Genomic DNA, 19,064 nt, shown 5'->3' with positions numbered 1-19,064 from the left:
TCAGCGGCCCCCCTTGCGCGTGAACAGCCCTTGCGGCCGCCACATGAGGATCAGGATCATGAGCAGGTAGACGGTGAACGCGCCCATCTTCGGAATGAAGTACTTGCCGGCCACGTCGGCAATGCCGAGCAGCAGCGCGGCGGCGAGCGGCCCGGTGATCGACGAGGTGCCGCCGACCGAGACGACGATGAGGAAATAGATCATGTACTTGAGCGGAAACGTCGGGTCGAGCCCGAGGATTTCCGCGCCCAGCGCACCGCCCAGCCCGGCCAGGCCCGAGCCCACGGCGAAGGTCAGCAGGAACACGATGTTGACGTTGATGCCCAGGCCGGCGGCCACGCGCGGGTCGTCGACGGCGGCGCGCAGGCGGCTGCCGAAGCGCGTCTTCGAGAGGATGAGCTGCAGCACCACGGTGAGCACCGCACACACGGCGATGATGAAGATGCGGTAATGGCCCATGCCCAGCAGGAATGCGCCGTCGCCGAATTCGCTGCGCCCGCGCAGCCACTCGGGCAGTTGCAGGTTCTGCTGCGACGAGCCGACGAAGTAGTCGACGGCCGCGACGGCCATGAACGCCAGGCCAATGGAGAACAGCACCTGGTCCAGGTGCGGCTTGCCGTACATCGGCCGGTAGAGCGTGCGCTCCAGCAGCGCGCCGGCCAGCGCGACGACGATGAACGCGAGCGGCAGGCAGGCCAGGAACGGCACGCCGAACTTCTGCATCGCGAACACGGTGAGGTAGCCGCCCGCCATGGCGAAGGCGCCGTGCGCGAGGTTGATGAAGTTCATCAGCCCGAGCGTCACGGCCAGCCCCACGGCGAGGACGAAGAGCAGCATGCCGTAGGCGATGCCGTCGAAAAGAATGGTCAGCATGTCGGTTGTCTGGGTCTGGTGCGGTCGTTCAGGATGCTGCTATTCGGGGTGCGTGCACAGGCCACCGGGTACTTCCCTCCGCGAATGTCCCCCGGCCTTCGCCCTCCTCCTTGATTTCGCTGCGGGAAGCACCCTGTGCCCTGAGCACAAGGCACGCTGTCGGTTCGCAGCCGATCAGCCAGTGCTCTGAACACGCTCACGTCGATGGGGTGCCTTGCGCAGCGAAATCAAGGAGGAGGCCGAAGGCCGGGGGACATTCGCGGAGCAAGGCACCCCGTCGACGGGAGCGACGCCCTGAACGGCGGCGCTCCCACCGGCGAAGCGAAATTACTTGGCTTTACCCGGGTCCTTCACACCCTTCAACACGTCGAACTCGATGTTGTAGAGCTGCCCGTCCTTCTTTTCAACCTTGCGCAGGTACACGTCCTGCACGATGTCGCGCGTCTGCGCATCGATCAGCACCTGGCCGCGCGGGCTTTCGAAGACCTGGCCCTTCATCGCCGCCAGCAGCGCTTCGCCGCCGCCCTGGCCCTTGGTGGTCTTGAGCGCTTCGTAGATCACGCGCATGCCGTCATAGCCGCCCACGGCCATGAAGTTGGGGCGCATCTTGGGGTTGGCTTTCTGGAAGGCCTCGACGAACTTCTTGTTCAGCGCCGAGGGGTGCGCGGCCGAGTAGTGGTGCGAGGTGACCACGCCCAGCGCGCCGTCGCCCATGTCGTTCAGTTGATCGTCATCCGTCACGTCGCCGGTGGCGATCATCTTGATGCCGGCCTTGTCCATGCCGCGCTCCAGGAACTGCTTCATCACCGCCGCGCCCGCGCCCGAGGGCACGAAGACGAACAGCGCGTCGGGCTTGGCGTCGCGCACCTTCTGCAGGAACGGCGCGAAGTCGGGGTTGCGCAGCGGCACGCGCAGCTTCTCGAGCACTTTGCCGCCGTTGAGTTGGAAGCGGTCGCTGAAGAACTTCTCGGCGTCGTTGCCCGGGCCGTAGTCGGTGACCAGCGTGACCACCGACTTCACGCCGTTCTTGGGCGCCCAGTCGCCCATCACCACCGACACCTGCGGCAGCGTGAAGCTGCTGCGCACGATGTAGGGCGAGGCCTCGGTGATGCTCGAGGTGGCGGCGGCCATCACGACCTGCGGCGTCTTCGACTGCGTGGCCAGCGGCGCGGCGGCCAGCGCGGCCGGCGTGATGCCGAAGCCGGCGATCACGTTGACCTTGTCGTTGACGATGAGCTCCTGCGCCAGGCGCTTGGTCACGTCGGGCAGGCCGGTGTCGTCCTTCACGATCAGCTCGACCTTCTTGCCGGCCACGGTGTCGCCGTTCTGTGCCATGTACAGGCGCGCGGCGGCCTCGATCTGGCGGCCGGTGGAGGCCGACTGCCCCGTCATCGGCAGGATCAGGCCGATCTTGAACTTGTTGTCCTGGGCGCTGGCCACAGGCAGCGACAGCGCGGTGGCGAGCGCAATCGCCGAAAGGCCGGCGGTCTGGATGAGATGGCGTCTTTGCATGGAATTTTTCCTTTGAGGGACGGAACGCGAAACCGGGCGTATTTTGAACAATTCGCAACAATTGACGGAGCAGGCAACCACCTACCCACCCGCCGCACGGGTCTTTGTTGCGCGATCAGTCGAATGGTTGCGCGATGATCGCGCAACCGATGTTTTCAACGGTCCGGGCGGTACGCGGAATCGAGCGTGAGCGTACCCACGGCGCGTGACACGCAGGCGCAGATGCGCGTGGTCGCCTGCTTCTCGTGCGGGCTCAGGAACACGTCGCGATGATCGACCTCGCCGTCCACGGCCAGCACGTCCATGGCGCACAGGCCGCACTCGCCGCGCTTGCAGTCCGACAGGGTCTGCACGCCGGCCGCATCGAGCGCGTCGAGCAGGGTGCAGTCGGCCGGCACGGTGATCGACAGGTCGTGGCGAGGAATGCGCACGGTGAAGGCCTGCGTGGCGAGGCGGCCGCTGCTGCCGAAGGTTTCGAAGCGCAGGTCGGCGAGCGGCCGGCCGGCCGCGGCCCAGGCGCGCTTGACGGCCTCGAGCATCGGCACCGGGCCGCAGGTGTAGAGCTGGCCGCCGGGTGGCAGCGCGGCGATGGCGGCGTCGAAGTCGATGGGCGCGGCGCCTTCGTGCGCCTGCACGCCGGCCTCGCCCAGCGCGTCGCGCAGGGTGTCGAGGTAGCCGAACTCGCCCGCGTGGCGCGCGCCGTACAGCATGGCCACCGGCACGCCGCGGCGTTGCGCCAGCGCGCCCAGGCGCTGTGCCATCAGCACGAGCGGCGTGATGCCGATGCCGCCGGCCACCAGCAGGTAGCCGGGCGCCGCGAGGTCGAGCGGAAAGTGGTTCTGCGGCGCGCTCACCTGCAGCCGGTCGCCCTCGGCCAGCCGCCACATCGCGCGCGAGCCGCCCCGGCCGTCGTCCAGCCGCTTGACGGCGATGCGCCAGCAGCTGCCGTCGCCCTCGCCCACCAGCGAGTACGAGCGCGTCTGCACGCGGCCCTGCTCGGTCATCACCTGCACCTGCAGGTGGGCGCCGGGCTCATGCGCGGCGACGAAGTCGGTGTCGGGGCGCAGCGTGAACTCGCGCACGGTGGGCGTGACGTCGCGCAGCGCCACCACCTGCGCCTGCATCCATTGAAGATCGCTTTTCATCGGGGAACACCAGCAGGGAAAGAGAAGAAAAAGAAGTCGTCGATCAGCCGCGACGGCGGATCAGTTGCACGCCCGGCAGCGGACGCTGTTCGGCGCTCGGCGTGCCATGCAGCGCCTCGCGCAGGTTGCGCCGCGCGATGCGGCTGTGCTCGCGCATCAGCGCCTCGGCGCGCGAACCCTCGCCGGACTCGATGGCATCGAGCACCTGCAGGTGCTGGTCCTGCGCGATCACGAGCATGTCGCGCGCGGCCGGCGAATTGGCCTGCACGATGACGAAGCCCGAGGGCGAGGCGAACGGCAGGTTGACCACGCGCTCGAGCTGCTGCGCGATGACGGGGCTGCCCGCCATCTCGCACAGCAGCGCGTGGAATTTTTCGTTGTGCGTCACGTAGCGCGAGAAGGCCGCGTCGTCGAGCGCGGGCTCGCGCAGCAGCTCGTCGATGCGCGTGAGGCAGGCGCGCGCTTCGCGCAGCACCACGGGCGCCGCGCCGCGCTCGGCCGCCAGCCGCGCCACGAGGCCTTCGAGCGTGCCGCGCAGCTCGATGGCATCGGCCACGTCGCGTTCGGAAAAGGTGCGCACCGCATAGCCGCCGTTGGGCAGCGCTTCGAGCAGGCCTTCCTGTTCGAGCCGCATCAACGCGCTGCGCACCGGTGTGCGCGACACGCCGAGCTGTTCGGAAATGGCGACCTCGGCAATGCGCGCGCCGCCGGGCAGCTCGCCCGCCAGGATCATTTCGCGCAGCCGCAGCTGCGCCTTCACGGCCTGCGAGCTGCCGCTGTCGCCGGGCTCGGCGGGAGAGACGGTGGCGACCTTCATCACGCGGCCTGGCTCTCTGGAGCGGGACGGATCGGGATCGCGGCGCGCGCGGGCCGTTCCTTCTCGATCATGCGGTCGATGAGGCGGCGCGCCCACATCGAGCCGGCGTCGATGTTGAGGTTGTAGAACTGGTGGTCGGGGTGCTCGTCGATGGCTTTCTGCTGTGCCTCGAGCACGATCTCGTCCTCGCGGAAGATGCCCGAGACGCCTTCGCGCAGCTCGTGCGTGAGGCGCTGCTCGCCCAGGCAGTAGTTGCGCGAGAAGGCCCAGAAGTACAGGCAGGTCTTGTCGGTCTCGGGCGTGATGGTGTTGAGCACGTAGCCGTTGACGCCCTTGCTGCGGTCGCCGGGGTTGTCGTTCGACGGCACCGCGCCGCTGCCCGCCTCGGCCACGCCGACGTCGATGTTCACGGTGCACGGGCCTTCGAAACGAATGATCTGCCAGCGGTCGACCTTGCCCGTGTAGCCGCGCGCGTGGCGGATCTGGTTGCCCCAGAACGGCGGCGCGTCGATGTTCTCCATCCAGCGCGTGACGGTGGCCGAGCGGTCGCCGTGCGTGGCCACGAAGGGCGCCTCGGCCACCTCGCGGTTGCCGATGGACGAGCCGTGCACGAAGGTCTCGTGCGTGAGGTCCATGAGGTTGTCGACCACGAGGCGGTAGTCGCAGTTGACGCGGATCATCTTGCCGTCGCCGGCCCAGGCCGGGTCGTCGTTCCAGTGCATGTCGGGCACCAGCGCCGGGTCGGCCTTGGCCGGGTCGCCGGGCCAGATCCACACGAAGCGGTGCTTCTCGACCACCGGAAAGCTGCGCACGCAGGCCGAGGGGTTGAGCGTTTCCTGGCTCGGCATGTGGGTGCAGCGGCCCTGGCTGTTGTAGACCAGGCCGTGGTAGCCACAGACCAGCTCGTCGCCCTCGAGGCGGCCCAGCGACAGCGGCATCAGCCGGTGCCAGCAGGCGTCTTCGAGCGCGGCCACCTGGCCATCGGTGCGACGGAACAGCACCACTTTCTGGTTGCAGATGGTGCGTGGCAGCAGCGCGTGACGCACTTCGACGTCATAGGCGGCGGCATACCAGGCGTTGAGCGGAAAGGCGGTCGTGGGCGTCTTCATGAATACGCAATGTATACAGAACAGCGAAGAATTCCATCATGAAACCTCTTATTCAAGGGTAAACACTGACGTCTACGTATACAAACAGGCTTTTCTCGAAGGCGATAGGATTCCGCTCGTTCACAGTCACGACGGAGTTCATTCCATGTCCCAGCATGCCGCCCTGCCCGCCCGCTACGACCACGTGGGCAGCTTCCTGCGCCCGCAGTACCTGCTCGAAGCCCGCGAGCAGAAAGCCAAGGGCCAGATCACGCCCGAGCAACTGCGCGAGGTCGAAGACAAGGCCATCACCGAGATCGTCCGCTTCCAGGAAGACATCGGCCTCAAGAGCATCACCGACGGCGAGTTCCGCCGCACCTACTTCCACATCGACTTCCTCGACCAGCTCGGCGGCGTGAAGACCGACATTCCGGTCACCATCCGCCGCCCCGACGGCACCGAGGAACTGGCACCGCCCGCAATGCGCGTGATCGACAAGGTGCGCCACGTGAAGGACATCCAGCTCGCCGACTTCCAGTACCTCAAGAGCCAGGTGTCGGCCGGCCGCACGCCGAAGGTGACCATCCCCTCGCCGACCATGCTGCACTTCCGCGGCGGCCGCGCGGGCATCAGCAAGGACGCGTACCCCGAGCTCGACCCGGTGTTCTACGACGACGTGGCCAAGGCCTATGGCGACGAGCTGCGCTCGCTGGCCGCCGCCGGCTGCACCTACGTGCAGATGGACGACACCAACCTCGCCTACCTGTGCGACGAGCACATGCGCGAAGCCGCCCGCAAGCGCGGGGACGACCCGAACGAACTGCCGCACCGCTATGCAGCATTCATCAACAAGGTGGTGGCACAGAAGCCGCCGGGCATGCTGCTGGCCATGCACCTGTGCCGCGGCAACTTCAAGAGCACGCACGCCGCGGCCGGCAACTACGAGCCGGTGGCCGAGGCGCTGCTCAAGGAGATGGACCTCGACGCCTACTTCATGGAGTACGACGACGCCCGCTCGGGCGACTTCAAGCCGCTGCGCTACCTGCCCAAGGGCAAGACGGTGGTGCTCGGCCTCGTGACCACCAAGTTCGGCGAGATGGAAGACAAGGACGAACTCAAGCGCCGCATCGAGGACGCCAGCAAGTACGCCTCGCTCGACCAGCTCGCGCTGTCGCCGCAGTGCGGCTTCTCCAGCACGGTGCATGGCAACAACATCGCCGTCGAAGCACAGCGCAACAAGCTGCGCCTTGTCGTCGAAACGGCGCAGGAAGTCTGGGGCTCGACCTGACGCGCGGTTTCTGTTGAAGTCGGGGGCATGACGACGACGCAGATTTACTCCGGCCCCCTCAGCATGTTCGGCGCAAAGGTGCAGATCGCCGCGTACGAAAAAGGCATCACTTTCGAGCTCATCATGGTGCCGTTCACGAAGGACGATACCTACGAGCCCAAGCACCCCGAGGTGCTGCGCGTGAACCCGGTGAAGCAGCAGGTGCCGGTGCTGGTCGACGACGAGGTGGCGCTGTTCGACTCGACGCAGATCTTCGAGTACCTCGAAGACCGCTATCCGCAGCCGGCGCTGTGGCCCGAAGGCATTGCCGACCGGGCCCGCGCGCGGCAGCTGGAGCAGAAGTCGGACGAGGTGTTCTTCCCCAACGTCATCAAGCTCTTCGGCTTGCAGGACGCCATGCAGAGCGCGCCGGCCGTGGCCGCATGCGCCGGCTGCGCGCGCTTCTACGAAGAGATGGAGGGCCTGCTCGCCACGCGCGAATACCTGGCCGGCCCTTACTCCTTCGCCGACATCGCCTTCTACATGGCGCATGTGTTCGCCGACCGCAAAGGCGCCGGCATGACCGAGGGCACGCCGCGCCTCGTGGCCTGGCGCGAGCGCGTGGGCGCGCGGCCCGCGGTACGCGCGGTGGTCGCTCCGATGATGCGGTTCCTGGCTTCGCAAGGGCGCGGCGTGCCGGCCTTCCTGCAGCGCTGAGCGGGCACCGAGGCATCACCCGCCCATGCCGGACACCCTCTTCGACTGGCTGCCCTCCCCTTCGCAGCATTTTCTTGTCGTCACTTTCGCGTTGCTGGTCTATGTGCTGACCACGCGCACGCGCCGCGAGCAGCGCGCCCCCACCACCGCCATCGCGTGGGTCATGGGGCTGGTGCTCATGCCGTACGTGATCCTTCCGATGTACCTGCTGTTCGGCCAGCGCAAGCTGCGCCCGGCCGGCGCGCCCCGGCCGCCGCGTTCGCTGCCGCCGGGCCACTGGGCGGCCGACCTGATCGAGAGCTTCGGCCTGGCGCCGCCCGGGCGCTGCGCGATCCGCATGCACGCCGACGGCGAGGCCGCGCGCGAGGCGCTGTTCGAGGTGATCGACGGCGCGCGCCAGCGCCTGGACGTGTGCACCTTCATCATCGGCGACGACGCGCTCGGCCATGCCGTGCTGGCGCGGCTCGCGCAGCGCGCGCGCGAGGGCGTCAAGGTGCGCGTGCTGCTCGACGGCTTCGGCGCGCTCTCGCTGCCGCGCCATCACTTCGACCGGCTGCGCGCGGCCGGCGGCGAGGTGGCGGTGTTCCGCCCCTTCTTCAGCCTGCGCCGCATCGGGCCGCGCAACCTGCGCAACCACCGCAAGCTCACCATCGCCGACGACCGCTGGCTGTGGTCGGGCGGGCGCAACCTGGCGGGCGAGTACTTCTCCGGCAACGACAAGCACCCCGAAGCCTGGCACGACCTGTCCTTCGACCTGCAGGGCAGCGTGGCCGCCGCCGCCGCGCGCCAGTTCGACCACGACTGGAGCTCGGTGCGCGGGCGCAAGGCACGCGCAATCACCGCCGCCGACGTGCCCGCGGGCCCCGGCTGCGCGATGGCCCAGTTCCTGCCGAGCGGCCCCGACCAGACCGAGGACACGGCGCACGCGCTGCTCATCGACGCCTGCTTTCGCGCCGAGCACCGCATCCTCGCGATCACGCCCTACTTCGTGCCCGGCGACGGCCTGCGCGACGCGCTGCGCCTCGCCGCGCGGCGCGGCGTGCAGGTGACCATCGCGATGCCCGCGCAGTCGAACCACCGGCTGGCCGACTTCGTGCGCGCACGCGCCATGCGCGACCTGGCGCGCGCCGGCGTGAGCTTTCGCATGCTGCCCTTCATGGCCCACGCCAAGGCCGTGGTGGTCGACGACGAACTGGCGATGTGCGGCTCGATCAACCTCGACCTGCGCAGCCTGCTGCTGAACCACGAGGCGGCGGTGGTGTTCTACGGCCACGACGACATCGAATGGCTGGCCGAATGGATCGAGACCACCGCCTCGGCCGGCGAGCCCTACCGCGCGCGGCGCCCGGGGCTGCTGCGCGACGTGGCCGAAGGGCTGCTGCTGACCGTCGCCTTCCAGCTGTAGGCGAGCGGCGCATCGCCCAAGATGCACGAATGCAACACAATTGCAACCAATTGAACATTCACACTAGAATCGCCACCGGTTCCGGTGGATGACCGTTCTTCCGGAGCCCCCTGCATCGCGGGGCAGCCCGCTCCGGCCCGGCCTCATGGGGCCCACCGAAGCGCCATTCGTACCGCCGTTGTCGTGAGAAAGTGCCCAAATAACAGGCACCACTACAGCGACGCAAGCCCCCTTCCTACTAGCCCAGAAATTAAGATAAAGGTTCACTGATTGTTGCCACATCGTGTGGAGGAATGAGCGGTCCGCCCGCCCTCCGCGCTGAATGAGCAACCAGTAGTCCCCCGCACTTCAGAAGCACCGGCGCCCGTCAGGGCGTATCGCCTTCGGCGACCTCGATGCGATGCAGGAGCGTGACCGGCAAAGGCGGTCGCCGCGGGGTTTGAGCGCTGGGCGCCGGGCGACACCTTCGCACGGCCCCAAGCGATCCCCTTTGTTGTCGATCACTGCCGGATTCCCCTGAGCACGGGGAGAAAAATCGATGCCTTTCATTGATTCGCTGCTGGCGCTCGCGCGCCGGCTGGGCGCAGCCTTGCCTGTCGTTTTGGCCCTGCTGCTGCCGTTGTCCGCCGCCCCGACCTGGGCAGCCATGAACGAAGTCGGCCGCGCCACGCCGAGCGTGCACCGCCTGCGCTTCTTCATCGACCCGCAACTGGCGGCCGACATCGGCGCGCCCGAAGCCGGCCGCCGGCTCGCGCAGTACGTGGCCGACCTCAACACCGTGTTCCAGCGCGAGACGGTGCGCAGCTTCACCTTCGACCCCGCGAAAGACCTGCAGATCGTCGCGCCCGGCGCGGCGCCGCCCTGCGGCTTCAACGGCGTGGCCGGCGGCGAGATCGTGCTGTGCGTCGGCCCCTCGAAGCGCGGCTACAGCCACGGCGGCCTGACCACCAGCACCACCTTCCCGCCCACCGGCGTGACCTGGAACCTGAACTGGACCGCCGTCCACGACCCGCTGCGCCTGTCGCGCGCCATCACGCCGGCCGCGCCCGAATCCACCGAGAAGGACTACCTCGGCCGCCAGCTCAAGACCCTGCTGCACGAGCTGGAGCACGTGTTCGGCGCCGGCTCGGGCGAGTACTACAACGCCATCGCTGTCGCCGACACCACCGAGACCGCGCCCGCCAGCGACCTGGCCCTGGTGAAGCACACCGACCGCTACTGGTGGCCGCGCCAGCACTGGCGCCTCGACCCGCTGCTGGGCACCGTGTTCGAGCAGCGCTACGACCCGGCCGCCAACCGCGTCGCCACGCTCGGCCTGATCCGCTTCACCGAAGGCACCAAGGCACAGATCAACACCGACTGGCGCGACTGGCCCAAGCTCGGCAGCTCGAAGTTCATGGCCACGACCACCGCCACGCAGGTGCGCGTGACCGAGCGCGAGAGCGGCGCCGCGCTGGCCGGCGCACCGGTGTCGGTGTGGCGCGACCCGGGCGCCGGCAAGCCGCTGGAGCCGATCGCGCAGGGCACGACCAACGCCGAAGGCCGCTTCGTCTTCGACTGGCGCTGCGGCTTCAGCTGCTTCGCCGTCGGCAAGACCACGTTGCTCGTGAAGGCCCAGGCCCCGGGCCGCGCACCGGGCGCGACCTGGTTCACCATCTTCGACGCCTTCGAGCAGAAGGCGGTGCAGGGGCAGGCGGCCTTCACCATCGATCTGCCGCTGGGCGTGCCCGACAGCCAGAAGCCGGTCGTGTCCCTGGCCGCGCCCGCGATGGCGACCGTGGGCCAGCCCGTGGCGCTGGCGCCCGTGGCGGTCGACAACGTCGGCGTGTTCGGCGTGAAGGTGATCGGCACCGACAGCCTGCCGATCTGCACCTTCACCGCCCAGCCCTACACCTGCCACTGGACGCCGACCGCGCCGGGCGTGCAGATCGTCCGCGTGATCGCCATCGATGCCGCGGGCAATGCCGAGGTCGCGTCGGCGCAGGTGATCGTGCGCGCGCCCGCCGACGCCACGGCGCCGACCGTGACGCTGAACGTGCCGTCCATGGCGGCGTCGGCCGCCGGCCTGCCGGTGCGGCTGTCGGCCAGCGCGACCGACGACACCGGCGTGGCCGAGCTGGCCTTCATCGTCGACGGCAAGACCGTCTGCGCGCTGCGCGCCGCGCCCTACGCCTGCAGCTGGACGCCCGCGCGCGCCGGCCTGGCGAACATCGAGCTGCGCGCCACCGATGCGGCGGGCAACGTCGCCACCACCTCGACCACCGCGCGCGTCGGCGCGGAACTGCGGCCCGAGGATCTGTAAGACCGAACTCAACGCCGGTTCGTGAAGCTGGCGTTGCCCAGCCCGGTGCCGATGGTCAGCACGCCCCAGTGGCGCACGTCGCGCATGAAGGGCAGCTCGCTCAGGCCCTGCACCACCGCGTCGTTGTGCATGAGCACCAGCGTCGCGCCCGAGCCGATGATCGGCAGGCGCCGCCACAGCGCGGCCGGCAGGTGGAAGGCCCGGCTCTCCCAGTCGCCCGGCAGGTTCTGCGCGCCGCGCGCGATCGAGCCGTCGGAACGGATCAGCCCCGGGCAGCCGATGCCGATGAAGGGCGCGAGCCGGATCTTGCGGCGCTCGGCGTAGATCACCATGTCCTCGAGCATGTCGGCGATGCGCTCGACCATGTGGCTGCGGTTCGGGCCGTCGTCGGCGTGGCGCCACTTCTCGCGCTTGACCACTTTCGCGCGCGAGAAGTCGGCCGCCTTGCGGTGGCGCGTCTTCACGATGCCGCAGCGCACATTGGTGCCGCCGATGTCCACGGCCAGGATGGCGTCGTGCCCCTTCAGCAGTGGCGGCGGCGTCAGGTGCGCCCAGCCGATCAGCCCGCCGTCGTCCACGTTGTGCGACAGCCGGCCCAGCTGCACGTGCACGCCCAGGTCTTCGAGCATCGCGCCCGCCTCCAGGATCGCGCGCTCGCCCACGTCGCTCTCGGGAAAGCCGCCGCCGACCACGATGCGCTGCACCTTGCGCCACGAGGGCTGGCGCACGAAGCGCTGGACCACGAAGGCCAGTTCTTCCGCGAACTCCTCGATGGCGCCATGCATCACGTCGCCGGCGGCCGTGGCGGTCTTTCCCTGCAGCGCGCGGTCGAGCTGCTTCTTGCTCAGGTCGCGCGAATGGGCCGCGCCCAGCGGGTCGCGGCCGGTCTTGCGGCGCCGCTTGCGCCAGCGCTCGAGCAGTTCGCGAAACGCCGTCTGGCTGGCCTGGTCGCCGACGAAGCCGTCCTTGTCGCGCAGCTGCAGGCTGTAGCCGTCCACGCGCAGGCCGGGCAGCTCGCGCAGGCCGTGGATGTCGGGACCGGGGGGCGCGTGCCTGGTTTTTTTCATGACGGCCACTATGGGCCGCTGCGCGCCCGTGGCGCATCGGCTTCGCGCACCACGGCGTGTAGGAGACGGACGGGTACGGCTGGCGCGGCGATGCCGATACACTGATCCGGATGCACCTGCCTCGCCGCTTCTGGCTCGCCGCCCTGTGGCTTTTCGCGATGCTCTGGCTGGCCGCCGCCGCCCCCCGCGCGCAGGCCGCCGACGAGACGCTGCGCGTCGGCTCCAAGCGCTTCACCGAGTCGTACATCCTGGCCGAGGTGCTGGCGCAGACCGCCGCGCCGCACACCGCGTCGCCGCCCGTCGTGCGGCAGGGGCTGGGCAACACGGCCATCGTGTACGAGGCGCTGCGCTCGGGCGCCATCGACCTGTACGCCGAATACACCGGCACCATCGCACTCGAGATCCTCAAGGGCTCGCCCGCCGACACGCGCGAGGCGATGAACGCCGCGCTCGCGCCGCTCGGGCTGGGCGTGGCGATTCCGCTGGGCTTCAACGACGGCTACGCGCTGGCCGTGCGCGCCGCCGATGCCGACAAGCTCGGGCTGCGCACGCTGAGCGACCTGGCCCGGCACCCCGAGCTGCGCATCGGGCTGTCGAACGAATTCATCGGCCGCGCCGACGGCTGGAAAGGTTTGGCCGCGCGCTACGGTTTCACGCAGACGCCGACCGGGCTCGACCACGGCCTGGCCTACGAGGCGATGACGGCCAAGCAGATCGACGCCATCGACATCTACACCACCGACGCCAAGATCGACCACCTCGGCCTGCGCGTGCTCGTGGACGACAAGCAGTACTTTCCGCGCTACGACGCGGTGGTGCTCTACAAGCTCGACCTGCCTGCGCGGCTGCCGAAGGCCTGGGCCGCATTGCAGGCGCTCGAAGGCAAGATCGACGAGCACGCGATGATCGCGATGAACGCACGCGCCGAACTGCAGGGCGTGCGCTTCGACACCATCGCGCGCGACTTCCTCGCCGGCGCCACCAAAGACGGCAAGACCCCGCCGAGCGCCGCGCGCGGCTTCACGGCCAAGCTCTTCGGCCCCGACCTCTGGCCGCTGGCGCGCCAGCACCTGCTGCTGGTGGCGGTGTCGGTCGGCGTGGCCATCCTCATCGGCGTGCCGCTCGCGATCCTCGTGTTTCCGCACCTACGGCTGCGTGCCGTGGTGCTGGGCTTCGCGAGCGTGATGCAGACCGTGCCGTCGCTGGCGCTGCTCGCGGTGCTGATCTCGCTGCTCGGCGCCATCGGCGCCCTGCCCGCGCTCATCGCGCTCACGCTGTATTCGCTGCTGCCGATCATGCGCAACACCGTGACCGGGCTGGCCGAAGTGCCGAACGGGCTTCGACTGGCCGGCACCGCGCTGGGCATGACGCCGCCGCAGAGCCTTCAGTTGGTGCTGCTGCCTCTCGCTTTGCCCACGCTGCTGGCGGGCGTTCGCACCGCGACAGCCATTGCCATCGGCACGGCCACCATCGCGGCTTTCATCGGCGCGGGCGGCTTCGGTGAGCGCATCGTGACAGGACTCGCGCTCAACGATCGCGAGCTGTTGATGGCGGGAGCGCTGCCGGCTGCGGCCATGGCGCTGATCAGCGAAGGCATCTTCGAGCTGATCGAATTTCTGATGCGTCGCAGCCGCAGGGCGCCATTGGCCTGAGCTGTTCAGGGCGACACTCCCGCCGACGCGGTACCTTGCTCCGCGAATGTCCCCCGGCCTTCGGCCTCCTCCTTGATTTCGCTGCGCAAGGCACCGCATCGGCGTGAGCGTGTTCAGTGCGGTCGTTGATGGGCTGCGCACGCGCCCCGAACCAAGCGGACATAAAAAAGCCCCCAAACAGGGGGCCCTCCAACGAGACAAGAAGAAGCGTCAGGCCAACGTGTAAGCCGTCTTCACCGTCGTGAAGAACTCCTGCGCGTACTTGCCCTGCTCACGCGGCCCATAGCTCGACCCTTTGCGTCCACCGAACGGCACGTGATAGTCCACCCCCGCCGTCGGCAGGTTCACCATCACCATGCCCGCCTGGCTGTGGCGCTTGAAGTGCGTCGCGTACTTCAGCGAGGTCGTCGCGATGCCGGCCGACAAACCGAACTCCGTGTCGTTCGCCGTCGCCAGTGCCTCTTCGTAGTTCTTCACGCGGATCACGCTCGCCACCGGCCCGAACACCTCCTCGCGGTTGATGCGCATGTTCGCAGCGGACTCGCTGAACAGCGCCGGCGACATGTAGTAGCCGTCCGTCTCCAGCTTCAGCAGTTCACCGCCGGCCGCCAGCGTGGCGCCTTCGCCCTTGCCGATGGCGACGTATTCCATGTCCTGGTCGAGCTGCGACTTCGACGAGACCGGGCCCACGTCGGTGCCCTGCGCGAGCGCGTCGCCGACCTTGATCTTTGCCATGCGCGTCTTCATCGCCTCGATGAACTTCGGGTAGATGCCTTCGGTCACGATGAGGCGGCTCGACGCCGTGCAGCGCTGGCCGGTCGAGTAGAAGGCGCTCTGCACGCTGAGCTCCACGGCCTGCGCGAGGTCGGCGTCGTCGAGCACCACCTGCGGGTTCTTGCCGCCCATTTCGAGCTGCACCTTCTTGTGGTTGGTGACGCACTGGATCGCGATGTTGCGGCCCACGCCCACCGAGCCCGTGAAGCTGATCGCGTGGATGCCGGGGTGGTTGACCAGCGCATCGCCGATCACGCTGCCGCGCCCCATCACGAGGTTGAACACGCCGGCCGGAATGCCCGAGCGGCTGATGATCTCAGCCAGCGCCCACGCGCAGCCCGGCACGAGGTCGGCGGGCTTGAGCACCACGCAGTTGCCGAAAGCCAATGCGGGCGCGATCTTCCAGGCAGGAATCGCGATGGGAAAGTTCCACGGCGTGATGAGCCCGACCACGCCGACCGGCTCGCGCGTGATCTCCACGCCGATGTTCGGACGCACTGACGGCAGCACCTCGCCCGACAGGCGCAGGCACTCACCCGCGAAGAACTTGAAGATCTGCCCCGCGCGCGTGGCCTCGCCGATGCCTTCGGCCTTGGTCTTGCCCTCTTCGCGCGCCAGCAGCGTGCCGAGCTCTTCCCTGCGCGCGAGGATCTCGGTGCCGATCTTGTCGAGCGAGTCGGAGCGCGCCTGGATGCTGCCCGTCGCCCAGGCGGGGAAGGCGGCGGTGGCGGCGGCCACGGCAGCGTCGACCTGGCCCTTGTCGCCCTGCGTGTACTGGCCCAGCACGTCGGCCAGGTTGCTGGGGTTGATGTTGGGGCTGTAGCTTTGGCCAGCCAGCCATTCGCCATTGATGAGGTTGTTGAATTCAGTCATCGTCGATGTCCTTGTGTGCGTGTTGCGGTGAGGAGGCTGGAAAAGTCCCAAGGCTAGGTGGCGCCTTCGGACTCCACGTAGAGGGCGTACAGCGAATGGCTGGCCGCCATGTAGAGGCGATTGTTCTTGGGGCCGCCGAAGGTGAGGTTGGCACAGCGTTCGGGCAAGCGGATGAAACCGATGGGCTTGCCTTGCGCGTTGAAGATCTTGACGCCATCGAGGTCTTCGGACTTCGCCTGCGGCTGATAGACCTTCATGCCGTTGCCGGCATCGACGGGTTCGGGAGCGACGGCGCCGTTCCAGCCCCAGCCCATCCAGAGATTGCCGTCGCGGTCGACGCGAAAGCCATCGAGCGCCGCAGCGCCCGTGCCATCGATGAGCTTCGCCTTGTTCGACACACTGCCATCGGCCGCCACGTCATAACTCCAGAGGCTGCGGTTGGGCGTGCCCTTCCATTCGACGACGTAGAGCTTCTTCTCGTCCGGCGAGAAGGCCAGGCCGTTGGGATTCACGAGGTCGGTGATCACCGCCGAGAGCTGGCCGTCGGGCGTGAGGCGGTACACGTTGGTCGTCGCCTGCTCGGGCGCGGCCTTCTCGCCTTCCCACGTGCCCGAGATGCCGAAGAGCGGGTCGGTGAACCACACGGTGTCGTCCGACTTCACCACCACGTCGTTCGGCGAATTCAGCCGCTTGCCCTGGTAGCGGTCGGCCAGCACGGTCATGCGCCCGTCGGCCTCGGTGCGCACCACGCGCCGCGTCACCGAGTGCTCGCAGCTGATGAGGCGGCCCTGCCGGTCGCGCGTGTTGCCGTTGCAGTAGCCGGCGTTCGCCTTGTGGACCTTGAACTCGCCGGTCTTCTCCTCGTAGCGCATCAGCCTGTTGTTCGGGATGTCGCTGCACACGAGGTAGCCCTCGCGCGGCAGGTACACCGGGCCCTCGGCCCAGCGCATGCCGGTGCCGACCTGCTCGAGCGTGCTGCTGTAGATGCGGTACTTCGCAAAGCTGGGGTCGAGGATCAGCACCGACGGATCGGGATACCGCTGCTGCGGCTTGTAGGGAAACGACTGGGCGCCCGCGGCGGCGGCCACGGCGCCGAGTGCCGAGCCGGCAGCCGCTTGCAGCAGGCGACGGCGATCCATGTGCTTGTTCATTCAGTCTCCTTGGATGTTTCAGCCGTCAGCGCACGAAGGCACCGGGCGCTCAGCGGACCATGCAGGGGCGCTTGTTGTCGAAGGTCCAGTTCGGAATGAGGAACTGCATCGCCTGCGCATCGTTGCGCGCGCCCAGGCCATGCTTCAGGTACAGCTGGTGCGCCTTCTCGACCTCGGCCATGTCGAGCTCGATGCCCAGGCCGCCGCGCGTGGGCACCTGCACGAGGCCGCCTTCGATCTGCAGCGGTGCCTTCGTGAGGCGCTGGCCGTCCTGCCAGATCCAGTGCGTGTCGATGGCCGTGACCTTGCCGGGCGCCGCCGCCGCCACGTGCGTGAACATCGCGAGCGACACGTCGAAGTGGTTGTTCGAATGCGAGCCCCAGGTCAGGCCCCAGGCCTGGCACAGCTGCGCCACGCGCACCGAGCCCTGCATGGTCCAGAAGTGCGGGTCGGCCAGCGGGATGTCGACCGACTGCAGCGACAGGCTGTGCACCATCTCGCGCCAGTCGGTGGCGACCATGTTGGTGGCGGTGGGCAGGCCGGTGGCGCGGCGGAACTCGGCCATCACTTCGCGGCCCGAGAACACGCCCTCGGCGCCGCATGGGTCTTCGGCATAGGCCATCACGCCGTGCAGGTCGCGGCACAGGCGGATGGCGTCGGCCAGCAGCCAGCCGCCGTTGGGGTCGAGCGTGACGCGCGCCTGCGGAAAGCGTGCGTGCAGCGCGCGGATCGCCTCGACCTCTTCCTCGCCGCGCAGCACGCCGCCCTTGAGCTTGAAGTCGGTGAAACCGTAGCGCGCGTGCGTGGCCTCGGCCAGGCGCACGATGGCCTCAGGGGTCATGGCCTCTTCGTGGCGCAGGCGGAACCAGTCGTTGTCGGCGCCGGGGTCGGTCTCGTACGGCAGGTCGGTCTTGGTGCGGTCGCCCACGTAGAAGAGGTAGCCGAGCATCTGCACCGCATCGCGCTGCTGGCCTTCGCCGAGCAGCGCGGCCACGGGCACGCCCAGGTGCTGGCCCAGCAGGTCGAGCAGCGCGGCTTCGGCGGCGGTCACGGCGTGGATGGTCACGCGCAGGTCGAAGGTCTGCAGGCCGCGCCCGCCGCTGTCGCGTGCGGCGAAGGCGCTGCGCATGCGGTTGAGCACGGCGTTGTGGTTGCCGATGGGCTGGCCCACGATGAGGTCGCGCGCGTCTTCGAGCGTCTGGCGGATCTTCTCGCCGCCCGGCACCTCGCCCACGCCGGTGTGGCCGGCGCTGTCGGTGAGGATCAGCAGGTTGCGCGTGAAGAACGGGCCGTGCGCGCCGCTGAGGTTCATCAGCATGCTGTCGTGGCCCGCGACGGGCACGACGCGCATGGCGGTGACGACGGGCGCGCCCGACACGACGGAGGAAGCAGCGGATTCAGGAGAGGTCATCTTCGGGCTCGGTGGCTCAGTCTGCGGTGATGTGGCGGGTGTCGATCAATGTCTTCCATCGCGCCCACTCGCGCAACTGGAAGGCGGTGAAGTCCTCGGGCGTGCTGGCGACGATTTCCAGGCCCTGGTCGAGCATGCGCTTCTTCGTCTCGGGGTCCTGCATGGCGGCGATGACCGCGTCGCTCAGCTTCTTCTTCGTGGCGGGCGGCAGGCCCTTGGGTGCGGCCATGCCCTGCCACGAATAGACCTCGGCGCCCTTCACGCCGGCCTCGGCGAGCGTGGGCACGTCGGGCAGCACGGGCGAGCGCTTGTCGCCGGTGACGGCCAGCGCGCGCAGCTTGCCGGCGCGGATGTGCGGCAGCACGGCGTTCACGTTCTGGAACGAGAAGTCGACCTGGTTGCCCAGCAGGTCGTTCACCGCCGGCGCGCCGCCCTTGTAGGGCACGTGCACGCCTTCGGTCTTCGATTGCTGCCAGAAGAGTTCAGCCGACAGGTGATCGGACGAGCCGTTGCCCGAGCTCGCGAACGAGACCTTGCCGGGCGTCTTGCGCAACAGCGCGAGCACGTCGGCCACGCTGCGCTCGGGCCGCGCGACATTCGCCACGAGCACGTTGGGCGCCTGCACGGGCACGCTGATGTAGTCGAAGTCCTTGGTGGCGTCGTAGGGCACGCTCTTTTGCAGGTGCGGCGTGACGACGAAGGCGCCGAGCGACGACACCAGCAGCGTGTAGCCGTCGGGCAGTGCGCGCCGCACGAAGCCGGTGCCGATGGTGCCGGTGGCACCGGGCCGGTTGTCGACGACGAAGCTGCCGCCGAGCTTGCCCTGCAGTTGCTGCGCCAATGCGCGCGCCACCATGTCGGTGGAGCCACCGGCGGGGAACGGCACGATGATCGTCACGGGCTTCTGCTGCGGCCATGCATCGGCCTGGGCCGAAGCGTGCAGCGGCGTCAGCAGCGCGGTGGCGGCGAGCGCGAAGCCCGTCGCCAGGAATTGCGTTCTCTTCATGCGC

Annotated in this window: 15 protein-coding genes; 5 read left to right on the top strand and 10 right to left on the bottom strand. The window is 68.6% G+C overall.

Annotation, left to right across the window (positions count from 1 at the left end; genetic code table 11):
- The 5 genes from AC07OX_RS10720 to AC07OX_RS10700 all read right to left on the bottom strand — a co-directional run bounded on the left by AC07OX_RS10720 (nt 1) and on the right by AC07OX_RS10700 (nt 5,456).
- Nucleotides 1-873 carry a branched-chain amino acid ABC transporter permease gene (locus tag AC07OX_RS10720; protein WP_056582994.1) on the bottom strand — a complete coding sequence of 291 codons (873 nt, stop codon included), beginning with the start codon at nt 871-873 and terminating at the stop codon, nt 1-3.
- A 327-nt stretch (nt 874-1,200) separates the two neighbouring features.
- Nucleotides 1,201-2,385: an ABC transporter substrate-binding protein gene (locus tag AC07OX_RS10715; protein WP_070059658.1), complete on the bottom strand. Its 1,185-nt coding sequence runs from the start codon at nt 2,383-2,385 to the stop codon at nt 1,201-1,203.
- 155 nt (nt 2,386-2,540) lie between these two features.
- Complete coding sequence (locus tag AC07OX_RS10710; RefSeq protein WP_307694247.1) at nt 2,541-3,530, bottom strand: PDR/VanB family oxidoreductase; 990 nt, start codon at nt 3,528-3,530, stop codon at nt 2,541-2,543.
- A gap of 43 nt (nt 3,531-3,573) precedes the next feature.
- Nucleotides 3,574-4,347 (bottom strand): GntR family transcriptional regulator, encoded by a 774-nt coding sequence (locus AC07OX_RS10705; protein WP_062470623.1) that lies wholly within the window; start codon nt 4,345-4,347, stop codon nt 3,574-3,576.
- Complete coding sequence (locus AC07OX_RS10700) at nt 4,347-5,456, bottom strand: aromatic ring-hydroxylating dioxygenase subunit alpha (RefSeq protein WP_495262800.1); 1,110 nt, start codon at nt 5,454-5,456, stop codon at nt 4,347-4,349. The genes AC07OX_RS10705 and AC07OX_RS10700 overlap by 1 nt, the downstream gene beginning before the upstream one ends.
- A 145-nt stretch (nt 5,457-5,601) precedes the next feature.
- Between AC07OX_RS10700 and AC07OX_RS10695 the strand changes: the two genes are divergently transcribed.
- The 4 genes from AC07OX_RS10695 to AC07OX_RS10680 all read left to right on the top strand — a co-directional run bounded on the left by AC07OX_RS10695 (nt 5,602) and on the right by AC07OX_RS10680 (nt 11,126).
- Nucleotides 5,602-6,723, top strand: a complete 1,122-nt coding sequence (locus AC07OX_RS10695) for a 5-methyltetrahydropteroyltriglutamate--homocysteine S-methyltransferase (protein ID WP_062470629.1) — start codon at nt 5,602-5,604, stop codon at nt 6,721-6,723.
- Between the two features lie 27 nt (nt 6,724-6,750).
- A complete protein-coding gene (locus AC07OX_RS10690) occupies nt 6,751-7,419 on the top strand; it encodes a glutathione S-transferase family protein (RefSeq protein WP_495262799.1) in 669 nt (222 codons plus the stop codon).
- A 25-nt stretch (nt 7,420-7,444) separates the two neighbouring features.
- Nucleotides 7,445-8,824 carry a phospholipase D-like domain-containing protein gene (locus tag AC07OX_RS10685; protein WP_095744593.1) on the top strand — a complete coding sequence of 460 codons (1,380 nt, stop codon included), beginning with the start codon at nt 7,445-7,447 and terminating at the stop codon, nt 8,822-8,824.
- Nucleotides 8,825-9,362: 538 nt separating this feature from the next.
- Nucleotides 9,363-11,126, top strand: coding sequence for an Ig-like domain-containing protein (locus AC07OX_RS10680; protein WP_495262798.1), 1,764 nt, complete (start codon nt 9,363-9,365; stop codon nt 11,124-11,126).
- 8 nt (nt 11,127-11,134) lie between these two features.
- Here the strand turns inward: AC07OX_RS10680 and AC07OX_RS10675 are convergent, their stop codons facing one another.
- On the bottom strand, nt 11,135-12,193 hold the full coding sequence (locus AC07OX_RS10675) for an ROK family protein (RefSeq protein WP_495262797.1): 1,059 nt from the start codon (nt 12,191-12,193) through the stop codon (nt 11,135-11,137).
- Nucleotides 12,194-12,303: 110 nt separating this feature from the next.
- Here AC07OX_RS10675 and AC07OX_RS10670 point away from each other — a divergent pair, with 110 nt between their 5' ends.
- On the top strand, nt 12,304-13,845 hold the full coding sequence (locus AC07OX_RS10670; RefSeq protein ID WP_495262796.1) for a glycine betaine ABC transporter substrate-binding protein: 1,542 nt from the start codon (nt 12,304-12,306) through the stop codon (nt 13,843-13,845).
- A gap of 210 nt (nt 13,846-14,055) precedes the next feature.
- Here the strand turns inward: AC07OX_RS10670 and AC07OX_RS10665 are convergent, their stop codons facing one another.
- Genes AC07OX_RS10665 through AC07OX_RS10650 form a run of 4 tightly spaced genes read right to left on the bottom strand, consistent with a single transcriptional unit; the run spans nt 14,056 to nt 19,060 of the window.
- A complete protein-coding gene (locus AC07OX_RS10665; RefSeq protein ID WP_495262795.1) occupies nt 14,056-15,492 on the bottom strand; it encodes an aldehyde dehydrogenase family protein in 1,437 nt (478 codons plus the stop codon).
- Between the two features lie 53 nt (nt 15,493-15,545).
- Nucleotides 15,546-16,643, bottom strand: coding sequence for an SMP-30/gluconolactonase/LRE family protein (locus AC07OX_RS10660; RefSeq protein WP_495262794.1), 1,098 nt, complete (start codon nt 16,641-16,643; stop codon nt 15,546-15,548).
- A 49-nt stretch (nt 16,644-16,692) separates the two neighbouring features.
- Nucleotides 16,693-18,054 carry a glucarate dehydratase gene (gudD, locus tag AC07OX_RS10655; protein WP_159272609.1) on the bottom strand — a complete coding sequence of 454 codons (1,362 nt, stop codon included), beginning with the start codon at nt 18,052-18,054 and terminating at the stop codon, nt 16,693-16,695.
- Nucleotides 18,055-18,070: 16 nt separating this feature from the next.
- On the bottom strand, nt 18,071-19,060 hold the full coding sequence (locus AC07OX_RS10650) for a Bug family tripartite tricarboxylate transporter substrate binding protein (RefSeq protein WP_493192899.1): 990 nt from the start codon (nt 19,058-19,060) through the stop codon (nt 18,071-18,073).
- Between the last annotated feature and the right edge of the window lie 4 nt (nt 19,061-19,064).

It is taken from the genome of Variovorax sp. GW821-FHT09D07 (genome assembly GCF_059416345.1).
This window is presented reverse-complemented; position numbering and strand designations above follow the sequence as displayed.